Raw genomic sequence first — 18,421 nt, 5'->3', positions numbered from 1 at the left:
CTAAAAAATTATATTTACTACATACACTTCAATAACCTGATCATAATCACTTCCGATACTATGTTTTATAACCTGCCTGGATGTAGCGCTGTAATGGACATGCACAAACGGTCTCAATGAGCACATGTCCATCTGGTGATACGGACGTTCTGAATAAGTGAAATATTCCCTACTCCACTTTCTTCACAGGCATCTTCCTGGGCCAAAGGGTATAACTGAAACTGATTATGAAGTCGATGACCAATATAACTCCCCACACTCTTACGATGTTCACGAATGCTTCAGTACGGGCAGGATCACCAATCGACCAGATCATAATCAATAAGAAAGAACTCCCTATGATGTAGCCAGCCAGATGTCGAAACCATCCATTCCGTTCCTGACTTGCATGTTCGCTTCCGTATGCTTTCCTGCTGCGCGGTTTCTCTCCACCTCTAAACCAAAATAGAAAGTATCGATCTGCCCACGCAATCATCTGATGACCAAAAGCAATACTGACACCTATATATATGGCCGCAATACCATGGACCATACTCGCTGTAGACCCTCTTTGCAGATCAACAACCGTGGCCACCAATAACAACAAGTCGATAATAGGCGTCGCCATCAGTAAAGTAATTCCTAGACGCTTCTTTCCTAGCAAGTATCTTACACATAACCCAGCAGCGACGAAAATCCAAAAAGCAATTTCACATCCTATTATAAAATAGGCAATCATCATAATCCCCCCTTTTTTTATGACACAATTGTGCTAAATACAATTTAACACGTTTGTATTATATTAAGCAATAGTGTTATAATTCACATATGCCTAAAATAGTAGATCATGACAAACAGCGACTCCTTGTCGCTGAAGCAGCTTGGCGCATTATACGCAGAGATGGCATGGAGCAAGCATCTGTCCGAAATATTGCTGAAGAAGCAGGAATATCTGCCGGTTCAATGCGTCACTATTTCTCAACTCAATCCGAATTACTTCTATATGCAATGAATTTGGTATCCGAAAGGGTATCAAACCGAATTAAGCAGATGTCGTTCAACGGTTCACCTATGGAGAATATGAAACTTCTGCTGCTCGAATTCATGCCTAACACGGACGAAAAAATGGCCGAAATGGAGGTGTGGTTTGCTTTTGCAGCCAAGTCCAAAACTGATCCGGCTCTCAAAGCACTTGCTGACAAGGTTTATGATGAAATTAGACAAGCCATAGCCACGGTAATCACGTACCTTGTTAAACTTAATCTCTCACGAGCTGACCTCAATGAAGAACTGGAGATAGAGCGTCTCTATGCCCTGGTGGACGGACTGTCCATTCACGCCGTACTCAGACCCGATCAGATGACCTCTGAAATTATGGAAAATGCTCTTTCACTACATCTTGCAGCATTGTGTCGCGCAGAAGAATAAAAGCTTGGTACTGTTTTATTACAACTAGACTTAACGAAAGCTTGAACAACAGAAGACCTGCCCATAAAACAAAAAAACCGTCAGACGTTTCGAGTCCACTTCCTGTTATTTCAGGAGGTAGACCGCTGTCTGATGGTTTTTCTCTATCCGATAATAATCCGGCCTTCCGGATGACGGTACAACTTCTTCTCTTTGCGTGGACGAAGTGCATATGCAATGGTTAATGGTCCGATCCGGCCAATAAACATCGTAAAACAAATAATGACTTTTCCTATATCGGTTAACTCATGAGTCACCCCTACGGACAGACCCACCGTACCTATCGCGGAAGCAGCTTCAAACATCAGTGGCAGGAATGGGGCATCTTCGGTTGTAAGCAGGAGCATGACCACAATCATGAAGATGATTAACGAGACCATAATGATGGTCAATGCCCTCATGAGCAGTTCTTTGGGAACACGAGAACGGAAAAACACAATATCCTTATTGCCGCGAATCATGGCATACACCGCACCAATCATAATCAGGAAAGTCGTTGTCTTGATTCCGCCACCGGTTGAACCCGGTGAAGCTCCAATAAACATGAGCAGTATGAAGAAGAACTGGGTCGCCTGTCTCATCTCCGTTATATCAATCGAGCTTGTTCCAGACGATCTTGTAGACACAGACTGAAAGATGGAGGCATAGATCTTCTCAGGCCAGGTCAGCGAAGCAAGCGTATGTCCATTAGTGAATTCAAAGATGAACACCACAAGGGCTCCAATACCAATCAGCGCACCAGAAACGGAAAGTACCAGCTTCGACTGGAGCGATAAACGGCGGCGTTTATGAAACTCAAACAGGTCATTCAGAACCACAAAGCCGAGTCCACCAGATATAACGAGCACAGATGCAGTCAGGTTAAACAACAGGTCGCCGGTATAATACTGAAAGCTGTTGCCAAACAGGTCAAATCCACCATTATTAAACAGGGAAACCGAGTGAAATATCCCATAGTAGGCTGCTTGTCCCAGAGGCATTTCGGCTGCCCAGCGCAAAGCCAGGATCACAGCAGCCACACCCTCAATCGTAAAGGAAAAGATCAGTACTTTACGGATAATGCGCACAATACCTTCCATGCTGTCTGCATTAATGGCCTCTTTCAGAAGCAGTCTGTCTTTGAGGGATATCCGTTTACCCAGGACAAGTGCAAACAGCGTTGCAATGGTCATGAAGCCGAGTCCGCCAAGCTGCATGAGTACCATGATAACAATCTGTCCAAGCAGATTAAACGTCGTTCCTACATCCACAACGACCAGTCCAGTCACACATGCTGCTGAAGTCGCCGTAAATAACGCATCAATGAACGCCAGATGCTCACCGCTTCGGTTTGAAATAGGCAGCATCAGCAGAATGGTACCAATAGAGATAATCAGCAGGAAACCGCCAACCAAAATAAGCGGGGGTGACAGAAATTTGGCAATGTGAAGCCTGAATTTCATGAAGGGCACCTCTTTTAACATAATACAATCTGTAATTAATCAGATCTAAACGAACCAAGGAACCTTCGAAAGCGTCCTATGTAAACCTAAAGAGGAACTTGCCCCAGCATGTTACTGAATGGCAGGTTCCTCTTCTATTATGAACGTGTAATACGTTCCTTATTATTCTTGCGTACGTGGACGCATGTGAGGGAAGAGCAGTACGTCACGAATGGACGGTGAGTTGGTGAGCAACATGATCAGACGATCGATCCCGATACCCAATCCGCCTGTTGGCGGCATTCCGTATTCGAGTGCACGAATGAAGTCGTCATCCATTTCGTGTGCTTCATCATTCCCGTGTTCTTTCTCCAGCAGTTGTGCTTCAAAGCGTTGACGCTGATCAATCGGATCATTCAACTCGGTGAAGGCATTTGCGTGCTCGCGTCCAACGATAAACAGCTCGAAGCGGTCTGTGAAACGCGGATCTGCATCACTTTTCTTCGCCAGTGGAGAAATCTCAACCGGGTGTCCCATAATAAATGTTGGCTGAATCAACGTTTCTTCAACAAACTGTTCGAAGAATGCATTCAAAATGTGGCCAAACGTCATATGCGGCTCTACCGGAACCTTGTGCTCTTTGGCCAGCTGGTGAGCTTCTTCATCTGTCATTTGCACGGAGAAGTCCACACCAACGACTTCCTTAACCGCATCTACCATCGTTACACGGCGCCATTGCGGAGTAAGATCTACTTGGTAGTCAGCATATTGGATCACTTGTGTTCCAAGCACTTCCTGCGCAATATGAGCAACCAGATTTTCGGTCAATTGCATGATATCTTTATAGTCGGCATACGCCTCATACAGCTCAATCATCGTGAATTCAGGGTTGTGACGAGTCGACATCCCTTCATTCCGATAGACACGGCCGATTTCATACACTTTTTCGAGTCCGCCTACAATCAGACGTTTCAAGTGAAGCTCAATTGCAATACGCATGTACAGCTCCATGTCGAGCGCATTATGATGCGTAATGAACGGACGTGCAGCCGCACCACCAGCGATGCTGTGTAGTGTAGGAGTTTCCACTTCAAGATAGCCAAGGGAGTCCAGGTAGCGGCGCATCGACTGAATGATTTTGGAACGTGTAATAAAGGTCTGTTGTACTTCTGGATTCATGATCAGGTCCACATAGCGCTGACGATAACGCAACTCTACATCGGTGAGACCATGATATTTATCCGGAAGCGGGTACAGCGACTTGGACAGTACTTCCAAATCTTTTACTTTAACTGACGTTTCACCGGTTTTGGTCTTGAAGACTACACCGCTAACTCCAACGATATCACCGAGGTCCAGCAGGCTGAAAGCCGCAAACTTGTCCTCAGCTACCGTATCCTGACGAACATAGATCTGGATTCTGCCGCTCAGGTCCTGAATATGCGCAAAGCTTGCCTTACCCATTCCCCGCTTCGCCATAATCCGTCCGGCAATACTGACTACGATCTGCTTCTCTTCCAGCTCTTCCTTGGTCAGTGTTTCATACTTCTTCAGAATAGAACCGGCTTCTTCGGTACGTACGTATTTTTGGCCAAAAGGGTCGATTCCCAATTTGCGGAGCTCGTCCAATTTGTCGCGGCGAATTTGCAAAAGCTCGCTAAGTTCGGTTTCCTGATTCAAGACTTCATCCGTCATGATCTATATTCATCTCCTTATTTACATTGCAGACATCCTCAGATGTATTCTTCCTCAAATGTTGAAAAAAGCTTCCCTAAGGAAGCTTTTGTCTCAGTGCCCGACTGCTTCATTACAATACTAACTATTGCTTCTTAATATCTACAATTTTATATTGAATTACGCCAGCTGGTACGCTTACGTCAACAACGGTGCCTTTTTTCTTGCCCAAAATGGCTTTTCCAACAGGGCTTTCGTTCGATATTTTGTTCTGAAGCGGATTGGATTCCGCGGTACCTACAATTGTGTACTCTGTAATATCTCCGAATTCCAGATCTTCTACAGTTACGGTTGCACCTACGCTTACCGCATCGGTATCAATTTCATCGCTGTTGATGATCCGCGCATTCCGGAGCATTTTCTCCAGAGTGATGATACGACCTTCAATGAAGGCTTGCTCATTCTTCGCGTCTTCGTATTCAGAGTTTTCACTGATATCGCCATACCCGATGGCTACTTTGATCCGTTCAGCCACTTCGCGGCGCTTAACCGATTTCAGTGTTTCCAGTTCTTCTTCCAGCTTCTTGAGTCCCTCTTGTGTAAGGATAACTTCCTTATCGCTCATCTCAACCGATTCTCCTGTCATGGGAATAATTTGATTGCACGGGAACGGAACCAATGCTGAATACAGAGCTCCGACCGCATATATCTTCAAAACTATATGAAGTTCTCCAGAGAAACAGAACGTTCCTCCTGATGCACTAGCCTTATAACGCACATGGCGAATTTATACTGTGAAATTATAGGGGAACGGTCTCGAAAAGTCAATGTTACACCCCTTATATCTGTAAACGTTTTACAGGACAGGATTAGGATGCATTTTCGGCTACTGCTGATTCCGCATCAACGTGCTCTTCATTTTGAATCTGGCCTACAAAGTTCTCCAAAATCTGTACCATCTGATCACGTTTGGTTCCTTCCATAATAACGTCCTTGATGCGTGCAGAACCTTTCAATCCTTTCAGGTACCAAGCCAGATGTTTACGCATCTCCTTAACCGCTACGGCCTCATTCTTCAAAGCAATCAGACGATCCATATGGAGAATGGCAACACGGATTTTCTCTTCTGCACCCGGATCAGGAAGCAATTCGCCGGAACTCAGGTATTGAATAGTACGATACAGCATCCAGGGATTACCCAGTGCAGCTCGGCCGATCATGACCCCATCACAGCCCGTTTCGTCCAGCATGCGGCGTGCATCTTCAGGAGAAGATACATCACCGTTCCCGATCACCGGAATGGAGACTGCCTCTTTTACATTTTTGATATGGGACCAGTCAGCTGTACCTGTATAGAGCTGCTCTCGTGTACGGCCATGCACACTTACCGCCTGACCTCCAGCACGTTCTACCGCGAGTGCATTTTCAACGACGAAAATGTGCTCGTTATCCCAGCCTATACGCATCTTGACGGTCACAGGCTTCTCGACTGCGTCCACAACAGCGGATACCATATCATAGATTTTGTTCGGATCAAGCAACCAGCGCGCTCCTGCATCACAGTTCGTTACTTTTGGCACAGGGCATCCCATGTTGATATCAATGATATCTGCGTTGGTTTCTTTGTCTACAATCTTGGCTGCTTCTACAAGCGCTTCACGGTCTCCACCAAAAATCTGCAGGCTGAGTGGTTTCTCCCGCTCATCTACAAACAGCATCTCACGTGTACGCTTGTTGCCATGCACGATGGCTTTGCCACTTACCATTTCCGCACATACAAGCCCTGTTCCGAATTCCTTTGCAATCAGGCGAAAAGCCGGATTACACACGCCAGCCATCGGCGCAAGTACGACCTGGTTTTTCATTTCAATGCCACCGATTTTCAGCATTTCTGTGTTTCTCTCCTTCTGAATACCGCGGATTCTTACATGAATCCCGGTCCTGTTGTGCTATATACAATCAACGATTAACGATATGTGTCTTTCATAAAACATTTTATATACTCATGAGTGACTATATAGTGAATGAACTCTATTTACCCTGCATTTCTTCAACGCTGATGTTCAGCACGCTTGCAATGCGCTCCAGCTCTTGTTCGGATACCTTGCGGTTCCCCCGTTCAATCGTTCCCAGAATAGCAAGCGATATGCCAGTACCAGCTGCAAGTTCCTGTTGTGTTAAACCTTTCAGCTTCCGAAAGGCCCGGATGCGGCTCGCCAGTTGCACGTTTTCCAAAGCTGTATTCCATCCTTTCCATCCAGTACAGACAACGATGAGTGTACATAGGTATACAAGCCTGAAAGCTCGCCTTCAGGTACGATATCTGACAATGGAACAAGCACAAATGCCCGTTCTCCCATCCGTGGATGCGGTAATTGAAGCAATTCGGTATCCCGATTCTGCCCATTCATCCAGAGCAAATCGAGATCTACTGTTCGAGGACCCCAGCGAATATCGCGAACTCGCCCAAGCCGATTCTCGACATCCAGCAATTCGGTCAGGAGCTGCTCGGGAGTAAGACGCGTCTGTACTGCAGCAGCCATATTCAAAAATGAAGGCTGATCCACATAACCTACAGGCTCTGTCTCATATAGCGATGAACATCGAAGGACTTCTATATCAGGGTGTGCATCGAGTAACGTCAGCGCTTCAAGCAACGTCTGTTCCCGGTCACCCAAATTGGCCCCTAAAGCAATATAAGCCTCTGAATATTCAGAGGTCGAATGTGCAGTCATGATCGGTTCTCACTTTCTTGTGCGGCGAAGCTCTACCGTTACGCCCTCAAAATGAATATCAAACGGTGGATGCGGCTTCGTCACCTTAACTGTCAATGCATTGATAATAGTATAAGTGTCCAGTAACGAAGATGCAATATGTTCGCCCAAAGCTTCAATTAACTGGAATGATTTGTTTTCCACAATATGTTTCACAAGCTCATGAATTTCGGCATAATTAACGGTCTTGGTCAGATCATCTGTACGCCCAGCTTCCCCAAGATCCATATCCAGTTCCAGATCTATGTAGTAGCGCTGTCCGAGCTTCCGCTCTTCTGCAAAAACACCATGATATCCGTAATATTCCATCCGATGCAGTACCATTCTATCCATAGGATTCGCCCGCCTTCTATAATATGAGATTGTGTGTTACTACTCGTTCGTTACCTCGTGCAAAACGCTTCGCTCCTAGAGCGGGTCAATTGGACCCGCCAGGTTATTTCCTCCGCAGACCCGGAGAGGCATACAACATGGCATCACACATGTCTGCCGTCCGCCGAATCGGCTTCACATCATGAACCCGAACCATCTGGCAGCCTTGGGCGATGCCGAATGCAACCGTTGCTGCTGTCCCTTCTACTGCGTCATTCGCCTGCACTTGAAGGGTGTTCTGAATGAATCGCTTGCGTGAAGTAGCCAGCAGAACCGGATACCCCAACTCATTAAGAAGCCCAAGGGAGGACATCAGAGTCAGATTCTCCGTAATACCCTTCACGAAGCCAATACCAGGGTCGAGAATAATCTGATCCGGTTGCACTCCGGCGTTCAAAGCAATTTGGATGCTTTCCTGCAAATCTTGAACCACATCATCCAGATAACTTGTGTAATCCCGCTCGGGTCTATTGTGCATTAAAATGATTGGACATCCCAGATCTGCAGCCGTGCGGGCCATATCCGGGTCTGCCTTGGCTCCCCATACATCATTAATGATGTGAGCACCGGCTAGGATAGCCTGCCTTGCAACTTCCGCCTTATAGGTATCCACGGATATCGGAATATGCGGTGCCTGAAGCTTCAATGCTTCGATCACAGGTATGATTCGGCTGAGTTCTTCCTCGGCACTGACGGTCTCCGACCCTGGGCGTGTCGATTCGCCTCCGATATCAATCAGATCTGCTCCATCCTCCATCATCTGTATCGCATGGGCAACTGCCAGGTCTACCTGATTGTAGCGTCCGCCATCGGAGAAGGAATCCGGCGTAACGTTAAGGATACCCATGATCTGTGTCCGTGTACCAAGCTTGAGTTCAGCTGGCCCCCATGAATAGTTCCGTTCGTAAATGACTGGTGTGAGTGTCATGAAGTATACCCCGCTTTCTGACGGTACATACCCAGAAGTGCTGCTGTAACCGGGCCGATATGTCCGTTACTGATTATCGTTTCGTTTCCGTTCTGTCCTCGTAAAGTCGTAACCGGCACAAGCTCTGCTACCGATCCTGTCAGGAATATCTCATCTGCTTCCTGCAGCTCATTCCAGGTGTACAAGCCCTCGGAGCTGGCTAATCCCATATCAGCTGCAAGTTCCAGAACTGCTGCCCGTGTGATGCCTGGCAAAATCCCCGTCTCGGTGGATGGTGTATGGAGAACACCCTGCCTTACCCAGAATACATTGCTGACAATACCTTCAGCCACATAACCTTCCCGGGTCAGCTGCAGGCCTTCTGCCCCTTGAGCAGGCTTACCGTATCCATTCAATTCCCGTTTGGCCAGGATGCTGTTCATGTAGTGCAGTGATTTGAACCGTATAGTACCTTCAGGTGTGTTGCGAACCGTCGATAAGCACTGAAGCATTTTGCCCTTCTCGTATAAGAATGGAGAGGGCTCAGGCAATGCTTTTGCAAATACAATATGATTGGGGCTTTCATAATCCCCGGAGGGCAATCCTAGCGCAGCTTCACCTGCTGAAACCGTGTATCGTACGTACGCATCTCGAAGCCCGTTTGCCTGCAGCAGACGATCGATCCAGTCCTTCAGTTCCTCAACTGTCGTAGTAAATGGGATTCCAAGCTCCGCACAACCTGCAGCCATTCGTTCCAGATGGCGATCCAGCAAGAAGGGGAGGCCTTGATAAGTCCGAAAAGTCTCGAACAAGCCCAGTCCGTACAAAAAGCCGTGATCCGTTACCGGAACCACGGCTGCCGCCATATGAACCACATTTCCGTTTATCGCGGCGTACTGCATTCCTATACCTTCACCTTCTGGGACAGAAAGTTACGCAGCATCTGATGCCCATGATCTGTAATGATCGATTCAGGATGGAACTGAACGCCCTCAATGGCAAACTCCTTATGGCGCAGTCCCATAATTTCACCTTCTGCCGTCTCGGCTGTGATCTCCAGGCAATCCGGCAAACTGCTGCGCTCTACAATAAGGGAGTGATAGCGGGTTGCCGTAAACGGGGAAGGCAGTCCGGCAAAGACAGACGTTCCATGATGATGCATTTCTGAGGTTTTGCCATGCATCATGCGATCTGCACGAATAACGTTGCCTCCAAAAGCCTGTCCAATGGCTTGGTGTCCCAGACAAACGCCAAAGATCGGAATACTACCCTTGAAATGATCGATAACAGCCAGACTGATGCCTGCTTCATTCGGGGTACAAGGTCCAGGAGAGATCAAAATATGATCAGGTGCCAATGCCTCAATGCCTGCCAAGTCAATCTCATCATTCCGGCGAACCTCCACCGTCTCTCCCAGCTCACCCAGATATTGAACCAGGTTATATGTGAAGGAGTCGTAATTGTCGATAACCAGTATCATATTCTTGTTCCTCCTCTTCTTCCGTCATGTAATGACGGTTGCTTCGATTAGTTTAGTTTGACTGCTTCCGCTTGCTCACTGTAGTTCACGGCCCTCATCATGGCTCTCGCCTTATTCCGGCACTCCTTGTATTCCCGATACGGGTCGGAGTCAATAACAATGCCTGCGCCCGCTTGAACATAGCCCACTCCATCCTTGATGGCAAGTGTTCGGATAACGATGTTCAGCTCCATATTCCCACTGTAGTCCATCCACCCGATGGATCCTGTATAGGGACCTCTCCGCACAGGCTCAAGTTCCTCAATAATTTCCATTGTCCGTACTTTGGGAGCGCCAGTAATCGTTCCACCAGGGAAGGTGGCTGCAATGACATCGAAAACGGATAAACCCTCCGCAAGCCTCCCCTCGACTTGAGAAACCAGATGCATAACATGCGAATACTTCTCGATGGTCATCAGTTCGGGCACATGGACTGACCCATAGGCTGCAATGCGCCCAATGTCATTGCGCTCCAGATCAACCAGCATAATATGCTCCGCCCGTTCCTTCTCACTGTTCAACAGCTCAGCGGCCATAGCTTCATCCTCGGCTGCGTCACGACCTCTTCTCCGGGTGCCCGCAATTGGGCGTGCACTTACCTTGCCGTTATCCACTTTGACAAGAAGCTCCGGTGAACCACTCACCAGTTGAAAGTCCGGACTGCGAAGCATTCCCATGTAAGGCGATGGGTTCACAAGACGCAGCCATTCGTATATATGCTCGGCAGTGGATTGGATTTGCTTTTCCTGCCGCAGCGAAAGGTTTACTTGGAACACATCACCCTGCCGGATATATTCCTGTACGGTGCGTACAGCCTGTTCGAAATCTTGTTGGGGAAATGATGTCTGCCATCCTTCCGTTTCCCTGTCCGCCTCTTCCTGCTTCTGCGCCAGATGCATGTGCCTGCTGCGATGCTCCAATGCCTGCTGCTGCTCCTCTGCCTGAGCATAGCCCACAATATGCAGCCACCGCTGCCGCATGGCTTCAGCTCGCTCTTCAGCTTCTGCATACAAGACTTGAAGGTGTGCCTCGTCCGGTTCAGCTCTTAGCGGCAGATGGACCATACAAAACAGTGCCTCTTGTTCGTGGTCATAGGCCCAAAGCTCTTCAAAACGCATCCACCAGTAGTCAGGCAAAGCAGGATTGTCTTCAGCGAGCATTGGCAGCTTCTCCAGTGATCTGGCTACGTCATAGCTGAGGTAACCTGCACTCCCCCCACCAAAATCAGGAGCCTCACTCACTTTAGGGGCACTGTACGGAGCTGACCATCTTTTTAACACGTCCAGCGGCTTACCCGTATCTGTGGACGTCAATCCATTTTTCAGATCATAGATGACCGCTTCATGTCCCTTGCCTGAAATAACGGATACCGGGTGCAATCCCAGAAATGTATATCTTCCGCCCTTCCCGTTCTCCAGCACCATGGAATAGGGCGAAGCCTGGTGCCAAGCTGCTTCCCATGTTAACGGTAAACCGCCATGAACCGGTCCCTCATCCGACTTGATCATGTACGGCATCATGGTCCATCCTTGTCTGGCCCACTCTGTCCAGTCGGCGTATGTTGTCATCAGGTGTGTCATTGCGGTTAGCCGCCCTCCATCTGTCGCTAGTTCTATTGTCTGATAGTATACTAAAGCGCCGCATCTTTTAAAAGCATTCAGCAAAAAATCCCCCATACCCAGCATGTGGGTACGGAGGATTGATATCATTTTGCTTACGATTAAGCTTCGAAGTTGTATAGTGGTGTGCTGAGGTAACGCTCTCCGTTACTTGGCACGATAACAACAACACGTTTGCCTGCACCCAGCTGTTTGGCTACTTGCAGACCTGCACGAATCGCTGCACCGGAAGAAATACCGGACAGAATGCCTTCTTCCTTCGCAACTTGACGAGCCGTTTCGAACGCATCATCATTCTCAATGTGAATGATCTCGTCATAGATTTCCTGATCCAGAATCTCAGGAATGAAGTTCGCCCCGATTCCTTGAATTTTGTGAGGACCCGGCTTGCCACCTGCCAAAATTGGAGAAGCAGCTGGCTCTACAGCAACGATTTTAATTGAAGGGAAGGCTTCTTTCAATACTTCGCCTGTACCTGTAATTGTTCCGCCAGTACCAATCCCTGCAACAAAGGCATCCAATGTACCACCAACCGATTGAATCGCTTCTACGATCTCCGGACCTGTAGTTTCACGGTGAATTTTTACGTTTGCTTTATTTTTAAATTGCTCAGCCATGAAGTACGATGGGTTTTCCTTAAGCAATTCTTCTGCTTTTTTGACAGCACCGTTCATTCCCTCGGATCCTGGCGTGAGCACCAGCTCAGAACCATAGGCACGAAGCAAGTTACGACGCTCCAAGCTCATCGTTTCAGGCATAACAATGACAGACTTGTAGCCTTTGGCTGCAGCTACCATTGCAAGACCGATTCCTGTGTTACCGCTAGTTGCTTCAATGATGGTATCACCTGGTTTCAGCTTGCCTTCTTTTTCCGCTTCTTCCACGATGCTGATCGCAATACGGTCCTTAACGCTCGAACCCGGATTCTGATACTCAAGTTTCACGAATACTTCAGCACTGCCTTCAGGTACGATACGGTTGAGACGAACAAGCGGAGTACCTCCGATGAGTTCTGTTACGTTATTAACAACTTTAGCCATATGAATGCCCTCCTTAGTGGGATGAATAATACTTAAGTCCTGTTGCTTGTATTGTGCGGCCGGAGCAGCCTCTTGATGTTATAGAAGAACTGCGGAAATCCCTTACTCCATCTGGCCCAAATGCCTATCCATGGAATGGATATGAGGTTTCCGAAGGTTTCTTAGGGTTAAATATCGCTTTTAATCCGAGTAAACGAGTAGGTATTTATTATTTTTATCTTATCAACGTTGCACGCCATTGTCAATATGAGTAGTCAAAAAAATACTCTGTCCTGGGCCCTAAGCCCGTAGACAGAGTATTTTTTATCACGGTGCAGCATCCCAAATAATTATCCATCGATCAGTGAAAATCAGGAAGCGGGAATTTCAGCGATAATCACGGCTTCATATTTGTTGCGCAGCCTCTCTTCCACCTGGGGAAGTGGATCAGCCTGGCTCAGAGCCAGCTGCATCCGGATATCTTCACGTACCTCTTCTGCGGATTGAACCTGGGCATCCTGCTTATCGTTTAATTTGATAATGGCATATCCATCTTCGACCTGTACTGGCCCAGCAATATCGCCAACATCCAATTGTTCAGCCAGGTTCATGACGTCTTCCGGCTGAAACGGATCATTCTGTTCAATCCAGCCAAGCCGCCCTCCAGCGTCACGGGTGAAGCTGTCTGTTGATTCAGCTTTTGCCATTTCTTCGAAGTCTGCACCCTGCTCCAAATCATCCAGTAACGAATCGGCTTGCTCTTCATCTTCCACCATAATCATGGACAGATCGTATTTCTCGGGAGAGATGAAGTCCTCGCGATGCTCGTCCCAGTAATGCTCAATGTCTGCATCCTTGACCTGAATGCCGCTCGTAGCGATTTTCTCCAATAAAAGCCGATAACCAGCTTCTAGCTCAAGCTCTTGTCTCGTCAGGCCAAGCTGGGACTTCATCTCGTCAAAGTATGCCTGCTCCGAATCATAGCCATCCATCGCAACAGATAGTTCCTTCGCTATTTCCTCCGGTGTGACTGTCAGGTCCCGATCAACTGCCTCCGCATAAACCGCTTTGCGGTTCAGCATCTGAAGCAGCATATCGCTCCCATAACGCCGTTTCAGCGCATCGGTCCATTCCTTGTCCGTAATGACCTCTCCGTTAATTGTGGCAATGGCGCTTCCTTCTTCCTGACCTGTTTCATGAGATGCATCTGCATCATCCCGACCGGGTCTGATACCCTGAACCACCATTACCGTCCCCATCACCAGCATGCCGAGCGTCAGAACAATTACAGCCGTCCACAGCCCTTTTTCCTGTCTCGTCATTCCGCGTCCCGTCCCCGCTTATATCAGTTCTTGGCTTGCTCTAGAATGGTCTCGAGTTGTTCTTTATTGAAATCATAAGCTTCATTGCAGAACTGGCACACCACTTCTGCTTTGCCTTCTTCTTCGATCAGTTGTTCCATTTCATGCTGACCCAGACTGATCAACGTTTTTTCGACCCGTTCCCGGGAGCATTGACAGCGGAAATGAATGTCCATGCCATCCATAACCTGTACATCCGGCAGTACACGCTTCAGCAATTCTTCCAGTTCAAGCCCTTGCTCCAGCAGCGTCGTCACAGCAGGCAACGTACTGATGGCATTTTCAATTACGGTGATTTCATCGTCGGTCAGCCCTGGCAGCAGCTGTATAATGAATCCGCCGGAAACAATGACCGAATTGTCGGTATCTACAAGTACGCCAACGCCTACAGCAGAAGGTGTCTGCTCCGATTTGGCAAAATAGTATGTGAAGTCTTCGCCCAGCTCTCCCGAAACAATCGGTACACTGCCACGATAAGGTTCCTTCAGGCCAAGGTCCTTTGTTACGTTCACGAAGCCTTCGGTGCCCACAACTCCTCTAACGTCAAGCTTACCCATACTGTTGCTTGGTAAATGCACATGCGGATTCGTCACATAACCACGAACTTCCCCTTTGGCATTCGCATCGGCAACAATCTGTCCAATGGGACCGTCTCCCTTGACCTGAATGGTCAGCTTCTCTTCACCTTTAAGCATTGCACCCATGATGGCTGCAGTGGTTACCGTACGCCCCATGGCAGCTGTAGCCGTGGGAAACGTATCATGTCTTCTGCGCAATTCCTCAACCAACTCTGTTGTTTGGACAGCAAAGGCTCTAACCCGTCCTTCCATTGCTGTACCGCGAATCAAGCGGTCCTGTTTGTTGTTTTCCAAGTCATTCAGCCTCCTTTGGCGTATACTATAGTATCCCTGATACACGATATATAAATTGAATGTGATATTCGTTCAACTTATAAACCCGTTCAATTTACAGAAAAAACGGCACAATACGTAAGACTGTAAAATCAGCCCGCTGCATGCCGTCTCTTTCCTTACCTTTCCCGGTTCCGCTCATAAATGATACGCAGCCCTTCCAGCGTAAGCAGCGGATCAACTTCCTCGATGCTGCGTGTTTCCTCTGCAATCAGCGGTGCAAGCCCCCCGGTTGCAATAACTTTGGGCTGTACACCCATCTCTGTACGAATGCGATCAACAATTCCGTCGACCTGTCCAGCATAGCCATATATGATACCAGCCTGCATGGCATGCACCGTATTGCGTCCTATAACCTTCTTGGGCTTCTCCAATTCGATGCGAGGCAGCTTGGATGCCCGCTCATAGAGCGCTTCAGTGGCAATATGAATGCCCGGTACAATGGCTCCCCCAAGGTAGTTGCCCTTCTCATCAATGCAGTCGAAGGTCGTCGCAGTACCAAAATCAACAACCACAAGTGGACCACCGTATTTCTCAACGGCTGCCACTGCATTCACAATGCGATCTGCGCCTACCTCACGCGGGTTCTCGTACCTTAGGTTTAGGCCCGTTTTAATCCCAGGTCCCACAACCATTGGCTTTTTGCCAACATATTTTTCACACATCGTTTCCATCACATGCACAAGCGGAGGAACCACCGATGAGATAATGACTCCTTCAATGTCGCGTGTGGATATATCCGACATATGAAATAAATTATAAATCAATACGCCGTATTCATCCACTGTGGACTGACGGGATGTGCTCAGACGAAAATGGTGGAGCAACGACCGGCCTTGATACACGCCGAGTACAATATTACTGTTGCCCACGTCTACAACAAGAATCAAAGAGGTTCACCCCTCTTTCTTTTCGTTTAAATCTAGGCTGATATCAAGGCTCTCGAAAGAATAGGTTAACCTTCCAACCGAAATTACATCCACACCACTCTCGGCAATTCCACGGATGGTCTCCAGAGAGACATTGCCTGATGCCTCCACCTTCACATGCGGAGCCTGTTTACGAATAACCGTAACAGCCTCACGCATCTGATCCGGATGCATATTGTCCAGCATAATGATATCCGCACCTGCCTGCAAGGCTTCATTCACCTGTGTCAGATTCTCAGTCTCCACCTCAATAGTCATCGTGTGAGGAATGACATCTCTTGCCCGCTTCACGGCTTCTGTGATGCCGCCTGCCCCTTTAATGTGGTTATCCTTAATCATAACCGCATCGTACAATCCGAATCGGTGATTCGCCCCTCCACCGATCCGTACTGCATATTTCTCAAGCATGCGGTGTCCAGGGGTTGTTTTACGTGTATCCACCAATCGCGTAGAGAGGCCCTCTAATGCATCAACATATGAACGTGTGCGCGTTGCAATCCCCGACATGCGCTGCAGCAAGTTTAGCGCCAGACGCTCACCTGTAAGCAGACTGTGGGTGCTTCCTTCCACTTCTGCCAGCGTTGTTCCCCGAGTAACCTCATCTCCATCTTGAACCATCGGTCTAAATACGAGCGATGGGTCTACTACCTGAAATACCAGTTCAGCTACCGATATACCTGCGATGAACCCGTGGTCTTTGGCGTGAATAACTGCCTTGGATTGATGACCTGCCGGAATCGTCACACTCGTAGTGACATCCCCTGCCCCCACATCCTCGCGAAGCCAGTTTTTGATGGATTCGATGAGTCCTTCATTATATCCGTTCAGTATCATGACATCAATTCCTCCACAATCGCTTGTTCTCTTTGCTGCAAACTATGCTTCTGCCAAGCCGCATCATCACGAAGCGGGAAATCCTCACGGTAGTGTGCTCCCCGACTCTCCTGACGATGTAATGCTCCACTGGTGACCAGCCAGGCACAGGTCAACAGGTTGGCGTATTCCATCTCTTCCTTGTGTGTCAGCAAATAATTGAAGATGTCCATTTCACTCTCCAGTTTATCCAAGGCTCCCTGTAAGCCGGCACCGTTACGTCTCAGACCCACCTGACGGACCATCATCTTCTGCAAACGCAAACGCCGTTCCGAAATCGGCTGTTGCTCTTCCCATGTTCTATTCCCGACACTATGCGGCGGCAATTGGGAAACAATTTGTATTGAATTTAGCGGTGGCAGTGTTTGAATGCGTTCAACAATTCTGTGCCCAAATACAATGGCTTCAGACAATGAGTTACTCGCCAGACGATTAGCTCCGTGGACTCCCGTTGAGGAAACTTCACCACAAGCAAACAACCTTCCAATGCTGCTCTCCCCGTTCAAATCCGTTTTGACGCCGCCCATCATATAGTGTGCTGCAGGAGCAACCGGAATCCAGTCTGTGGTCATATCCAGTCCGTACCGCATACATGTCTCATATATGGTAGGGAATCGGTGCTTGATTAACTCAGCCGATTCATGAGTAATATCCAGATACACGAATGTACTGTTCGTCATCTCCATCTCACTAACAATCGCTCGTGCAACAATATCGCGCGGAGCGAGTTCAAGCTGTGGATGATAACGTTCCATAAAACGCTCACCTTTGATATTTCGCAGAAACGCTCCTTCGCCCCGTACTGCTTCAGAAACCAAGAAGCGCGGAGCACCCGGATAACATAGGGATGTCGGATGGAATTGAATGAACTCCATATCGCGAATGACTGCACCTGCACGATATGCCATGGCAACACCGTCAGCTGTGGCAACCTCCGGGTTGGTTGTATAGCGGTACAATTGCCCCGCCCCACCGGAGCAGAGCACCGTAGCACGCGCTTTTACAAACACCTTGGTACCGTCAGACTTCTGAACCAATGCCCCTACACATTCTCCGTGATCCGTGATCAAGTCAATGACAAAATGCTCATCCCAGACTTCAATACCTGAATGTGCACTTGCCTGAGCTGCAAGAGCCCTCACGATCTCGTATCCAGTCGCATCACCATTTGCATGCAAAATACGGCGGTGACTGTGCGCACCCTCCTGCGTCAACGCCAGCTCGCCGTTCTCCACATCAAACAATGTGCCCAGACGGATTAGTTCCTGTACTCCATCCGGGCCTTCGTTTACCAATGCTTCCACTGCCTCGCGGCGACACAGGCCCGCTCCAGCCACAAGTGTATCCTGCAGGTGGTACGCAGGGGAATCATCTTCAGCGATTACCGCTGCGATGCCACCTTGTGCATAGCGGGTATTGCTCTCCAGTAACGACTTCTTTGTAATCATCAATACCTGATTATGTTTGCTTGCCCTGATGGCTGTATATAATCCGGCAATGCCAGAACCAATAACTAGTACGTCCGTCTCCACAATGGGCAGCTGGGACAGATCAAAATCCACTATATATTGCGGTATCATCCTATTCACCTGTCTC

General features: G+C 48.2%; 19 protein-coding genes. 1 reads left to right on the top strand and 18 read right to left on the bottom strand.

What is annotated here, in order from left to right:
* Nucleotides 1-169: 169 nt before the first annotated feature.
* The gene (locus tag PIL01S_RS27540; protein ID WP_307721010.1) at nucleotides 170-607 is read right to left on the bottom strand and encodes a hypothetical protein; all 438 of its coding nucleotides are present in this window, start codon (nucleotides 605-607) and stop codon (nucleotides 170-172) included.
* A 200-nt stretch (nucleotides 608-807) separates the two neighbouring features.
* On the opposite strand from PIL01S_RS27540, the gene PIL01S_RS27535 reads away from it, so the two are divergent.
* Entirely contained in the window at nucleotides 808-1,407 is a 600-nt protein-coding gene (locus PIL01S_RS27535) for a TetR/AcrR family transcriptional regulator (protein WP_127540899.1), read from the top strand.
* A gap of 143 nt (nucleotides 1,408-1,550) precedes the next feature.
* Here the strand turns inward: PIL01S_RS27535 and PIL01S_RS27530 are convergent, their stop codons facing one another.
* The 17 genes from PIL01S_RS27530 to nadB all read right to left on the bottom strand — a co-directional run bounded on the left by PIL01S_RS27530 (nucleotide 1,551) and on the right by nadB (nucleotide 18,405).
* Nucleotides 1,551-2,888, bottom strand: coding sequence for a TrkH family potassium uptake protein (locus PIL01S_RS27530; RefSeq protein WP_127540897.1), 1,338 nt, complete (start codon nucleotides 2,886-2,888; stop codon nucleotides 1,551-1,553).
* A 162-nt stretch (nucleotides 2,889-3,050) separates the two neighbouring features.
* On the bottom strand, nucleotides 3,051-4,562 hold the full coding sequence (gene lysS, locus PIL01S_RS27525) for a lysine--tRNA ligase (RefSeq protein ID WP_127540895.1): 1,512 nt from the start codon (nucleotides 4,560-4,562) through the stop codon (nucleotides 3,051-3,053).
* Nucleotides 4,563-4,686: 124 nt separating this feature from the next.
* A complete protein-coding gene (gene greA / locus PIL01S_RS27520) occupies nucleotides 4,687-5,166 on the bottom strand; it encodes a transcription elongation factor GreA (RefSeq protein ID WP_095293395.1) in 480 nt (159 codons plus the stop codon).
* 244 nt (nucleotides 5,167-5,410) lie between these two features.
* Nucleotides 5,411-6,430: a tRNA dihydrouridine synthase DusB gene (dusB, locus tag PIL01S_RS27515; RefSeq protein WP_110756297.1), complete on the bottom strand. Its 1,020-nt coding sequence runs from the start codon at nucleotides 6,428-6,430 to the stop codon at nucleotides 5,411-5,413.
* Nucleotides 6,431-6,572: 142 nt separating this feature from the next.
* Entirely contained in the window at nucleotides 6,573-6,776 is a 204-nt protein-coding gene (locus PIL01S_RS27510) for a helix-turn-helix domain-containing protein (RefSeq protein ID WP_095293384.1), read from the bottom strand.
* On the bottom strand, nucleotides 6,728-7,276 hold the full coding sequence (gene folK, locus PIL01S_RS27505) for a 2-amino-4-hydroxy-6-hydroxymethyldihydropteridine diphosphokinase (protein WP_127540893.1): 549 nt from the start codon (nucleotides 7,274-7,276) through the stop codon (nucleotides 6,728-6,730). The genes PIL01S_RS27510 and folK overlap by 49 nt, the downstream gene beginning before the upstream one ends.
* Nucleotides 7,277-7,285: 9 nt before the next feature.
* On the bottom strand, nucleotides 7,286-7,648 hold the full coding sequence (gene folB, locus PIL01S_RS27500) for a dihydroneopterin aldolase (protein WP_095362233.1): 363 nt from the start codon (nucleotides 7,646-7,648) through the stop codon (nucleotides 7,286-7,288).
* A gap of 103 nt (nucleotides 7,649-7,751) precedes the next feature.
* Nucleotides 7,752-8,615, bottom strand: coding sequence for a dihydropteroate synthase (gene folP, locus PIL01S_RS27495; RefSeq protein WP_127540890.1), 864 nt, complete (start codon nucleotides 8,613-8,615; stop codon nucleotides 7,752-7,754).
* On the bottom strand, nucleotides 8,612-9,496 hold the full coding sequence (locus tag PIL01S_RS27490; protein ID WP_127540888.1) for an aminotransferase class IV: 885 nt from the start codon (nucleotides 9,494-9,496) through the stop codon (nucleotides 8,612-8,614). Before PIL01S_RS27490 ends, folP begins: the two co-directional genes overlap by 4 nt.
* Nucleotides 9,497-9,498: 2 nt before the next feature.
* Nucleotides 9,499-10,074: an aminodeoxychorismate/anthranilate synthase component II gene (gene pabA / locus PIL01S_RS27485; RefSeq protein ID WP_095293379.1), complete on the bottom strand. Its 576-nt coding sequence runs from the start codon at nucleotides 10,072-10,074 to the stop codon at nucleotides 9,499-9,501.
* Nucleotides 10,075-10,121: 47 nt separating this feature from the next.
* Nucleotides 10,122-11,693: an anthranilate synthase component I family protein gene (locus PIL01S_RS27480; protein WP_127540885.1), complete on the bottom strand. Its 1,572-nt coding sequence runs from the start codon at nucleotides 11,691-11,693 to the stop codon at nucleotides 10,122-10,124.
* Nucleotides 11,694-11,833: 140 nt separating this feature from the next.
* On the bottom strand, nucleotides 11,834-12,772 hold the full coding sequence (gene cysK, locus PIL01S_RS27475) for a cysteine synthase A (protein ID WP_127540883.1): 939 nt from the start codon (nucleotides 12,770-12,772) through the stop codon (nucleotides 11,834-11,836).
* Nucleotides 12,773-13,122: 350 nt separating this feature from the next.
* On the bottom strand, nucleotides 13,123-14,073 hold the full coding sequence (locus tag PIL01S_RS27470; RefSeq protein ID WP_127540881.1) for a peptidyl-prolyl cis-trans isomerase: 951 nt from the start codon (nucleotides 14,071-14,073) through the stop codon (nucleotides 13,123-13,125).
* 23 nt (nucleotides 14,074-14,096) lie between these two features.
* Entirely contained in the window at nucleotides 14,097-14,984 is an 888-nt protein-coding gene (gene hslO, locus PIL01S_RS27465; RefSeq protein ID WP_127540879.1) for an Hsp33 family molecular chaperone HslO, read from the bottom strand.
* 158 nt (nucleotides 14,985-15,142) lie between these two features.
* A complete protein-coding gene (locus PIL01S_RS27460) occupies nucleotides 15,143-15,913 on the bottom strand; it encodes a type III pantothenate kinase (protein WP_095293374.1) in 771 nt (256 codons plus the stop codon).
* Nucleotides 15,914-15,919: 6 nt separating this feature from the next.
* A complete protein-coding gene (gene nadC / locus PIL01S_RS27455; RefSeq protein WP_127540877.1) occupies nucleotides 15,920-16,786 on the bottom strand; it encodes a carboxylating nicotinate-nucleotide diphosphorylase in 867 nt (288 codons plus the stop codon).
* The gene (gene nadB, locus PIL01S_RS27450) at nucleotides 16,783-18,405 is read right to left on the bottom strand and encodes an L-aspartate oxidase (protein ID WP_127540876.1); all 1,623 of its coding nucleotides are present in this window, start codon (nucleotides 18,403-18,405) and stop codon (nucleotides 16,783-16,785) included. The genes nadC and nadB overlap by 4 nt, the downstream gene beginning before the upstream one ends.
* Between the last annotated feature and the right edge of the window lie 16 nt (nucleotides 18,406-18,421).

It is taken from the genome of Paenibacillus illinoisensis NBRC 15959 (assembly GCF_004000925.1).
In the GTDB taxonomy this organism is placed as follows: Bacteria; Bacillota; Bacilli; order Paenibacillales; family Paenibacillaceae; genus Paenibacillus; species Paenibacillus illinoisensis.
Note: the sequence above shows the minus strand (reverse complement) of the source record. Positions and strands in the feature narration are given on the sequence as shown.

Excerpts from the sequence above, each read along its gene's own strand:
- PIL01S_RS27540 (WP_307721010.1), bottom strand. The coding sequence starts at position 607 with ATGGCGACGCCTATTATCGACTTGTTGTTATTGGTGGCCACGGTTGTT.
- PIL01S_RS27535 (WP_127540899.1), top strand. The coding sequence starts at position 808 with ATGCCTAAAATAGTAGATCATGACAAACAGCGACTCCTTGTCGCTGAA.
- PIL01S_RS27530 (WP_127540897.1), bottom strand. The coding sequence starts at position 2,888 with ATGAAATTCAGGCTTCACATTGCCAAATTTCTGTCACCCCCGCTTATT.
- lysS (WP_127540895.1), bottom strand. The coding sequence starts at position 4,562 with ATGACGGATGAAGTCTTGAATCAGGAAACCGAACTTAGCGAGCTTTTG.
- greA (WP_095293395.1), bottom strand. The coding sequence starts at position 5,166 with ATGAGCGATAAGGAAGTTATCCTTACACAAGAGGGACTCAAGAAGCTG.
- dusB (WP_110756297.1), bottom strand. The coding sequence starts at position 6,430 with ATGCTGAAAATCGGTGGCATTGAAATGAAAAACCAGGTCGTACTTGCG.
- folK (WP_127540893.1), bottom strand. The coding sequence starts at position 7,276 with ATGACTGCACATTCGACCTCTGAATATTCAGAGGCTTATATTGCTTTA.
- folB (WP_095362233.1), bottom strand. The coding sequence starts at position 7,648 with ATGGATAGAATGGTACTGCATCGGATGGAATATTACGGATATCATGGT.
- folP (WP_127540890.1), bottom strand. The coding sequence starts at position 8,615 with ATGACACTCACACCAGTCATTTACGAACGGAACTATTCATGGGGGCCA.
- PIL01S_RS27490 (WP_127540888.1), bottom strand. The coding sequence starts at position 9,496 with ATGCAGTACGCCGCGATAAACGGAAATGTGGTTCATATGGCGGCAGCC.
- pabA (WP_095293379.1), bottom strand. The coding sequence starts at position 10,074 with ATGATACTGGTTATCGACAATTACGACTCCTTCACATATAACCTGGTT.
- PIL01S_RS27480 (WP_127540885.1), bottom strand. The coding sequence starts at position 11,693 with ATGACACACCTGATGACAACATACGCCGACTGGACAGAGTGGGCCAGA.
- cysK (WP_127540883.1), bottom strand. The coding sequence starts at position 12,772 with ATGGCTAAAGTTGTTAATAACGTAACAGAACTCATCGGAGGTACTCCG.
- PIL01S_RS27470 (WP_127540881.1), bottom strand. The coding sequence starts at position 14,073 with ATGACGAGACAGGAAAAAGGGCTGTGGACGGCTGTAATTGTTCTGACG.
- nadC (WP_127540877.1), bottom strand. The coding sequence starts at position 16,786 with ATGATACTGAACGGATATAATGAAGGACTCATCGAATCCATCAAAAAC.
- nadB (WP_127540876.1), bottom strand. The coding sequence starts at position 18,405 with ATGATACCGCAATATATAGTGGATTTTGATCTGTCCCAGCTGCCCATT.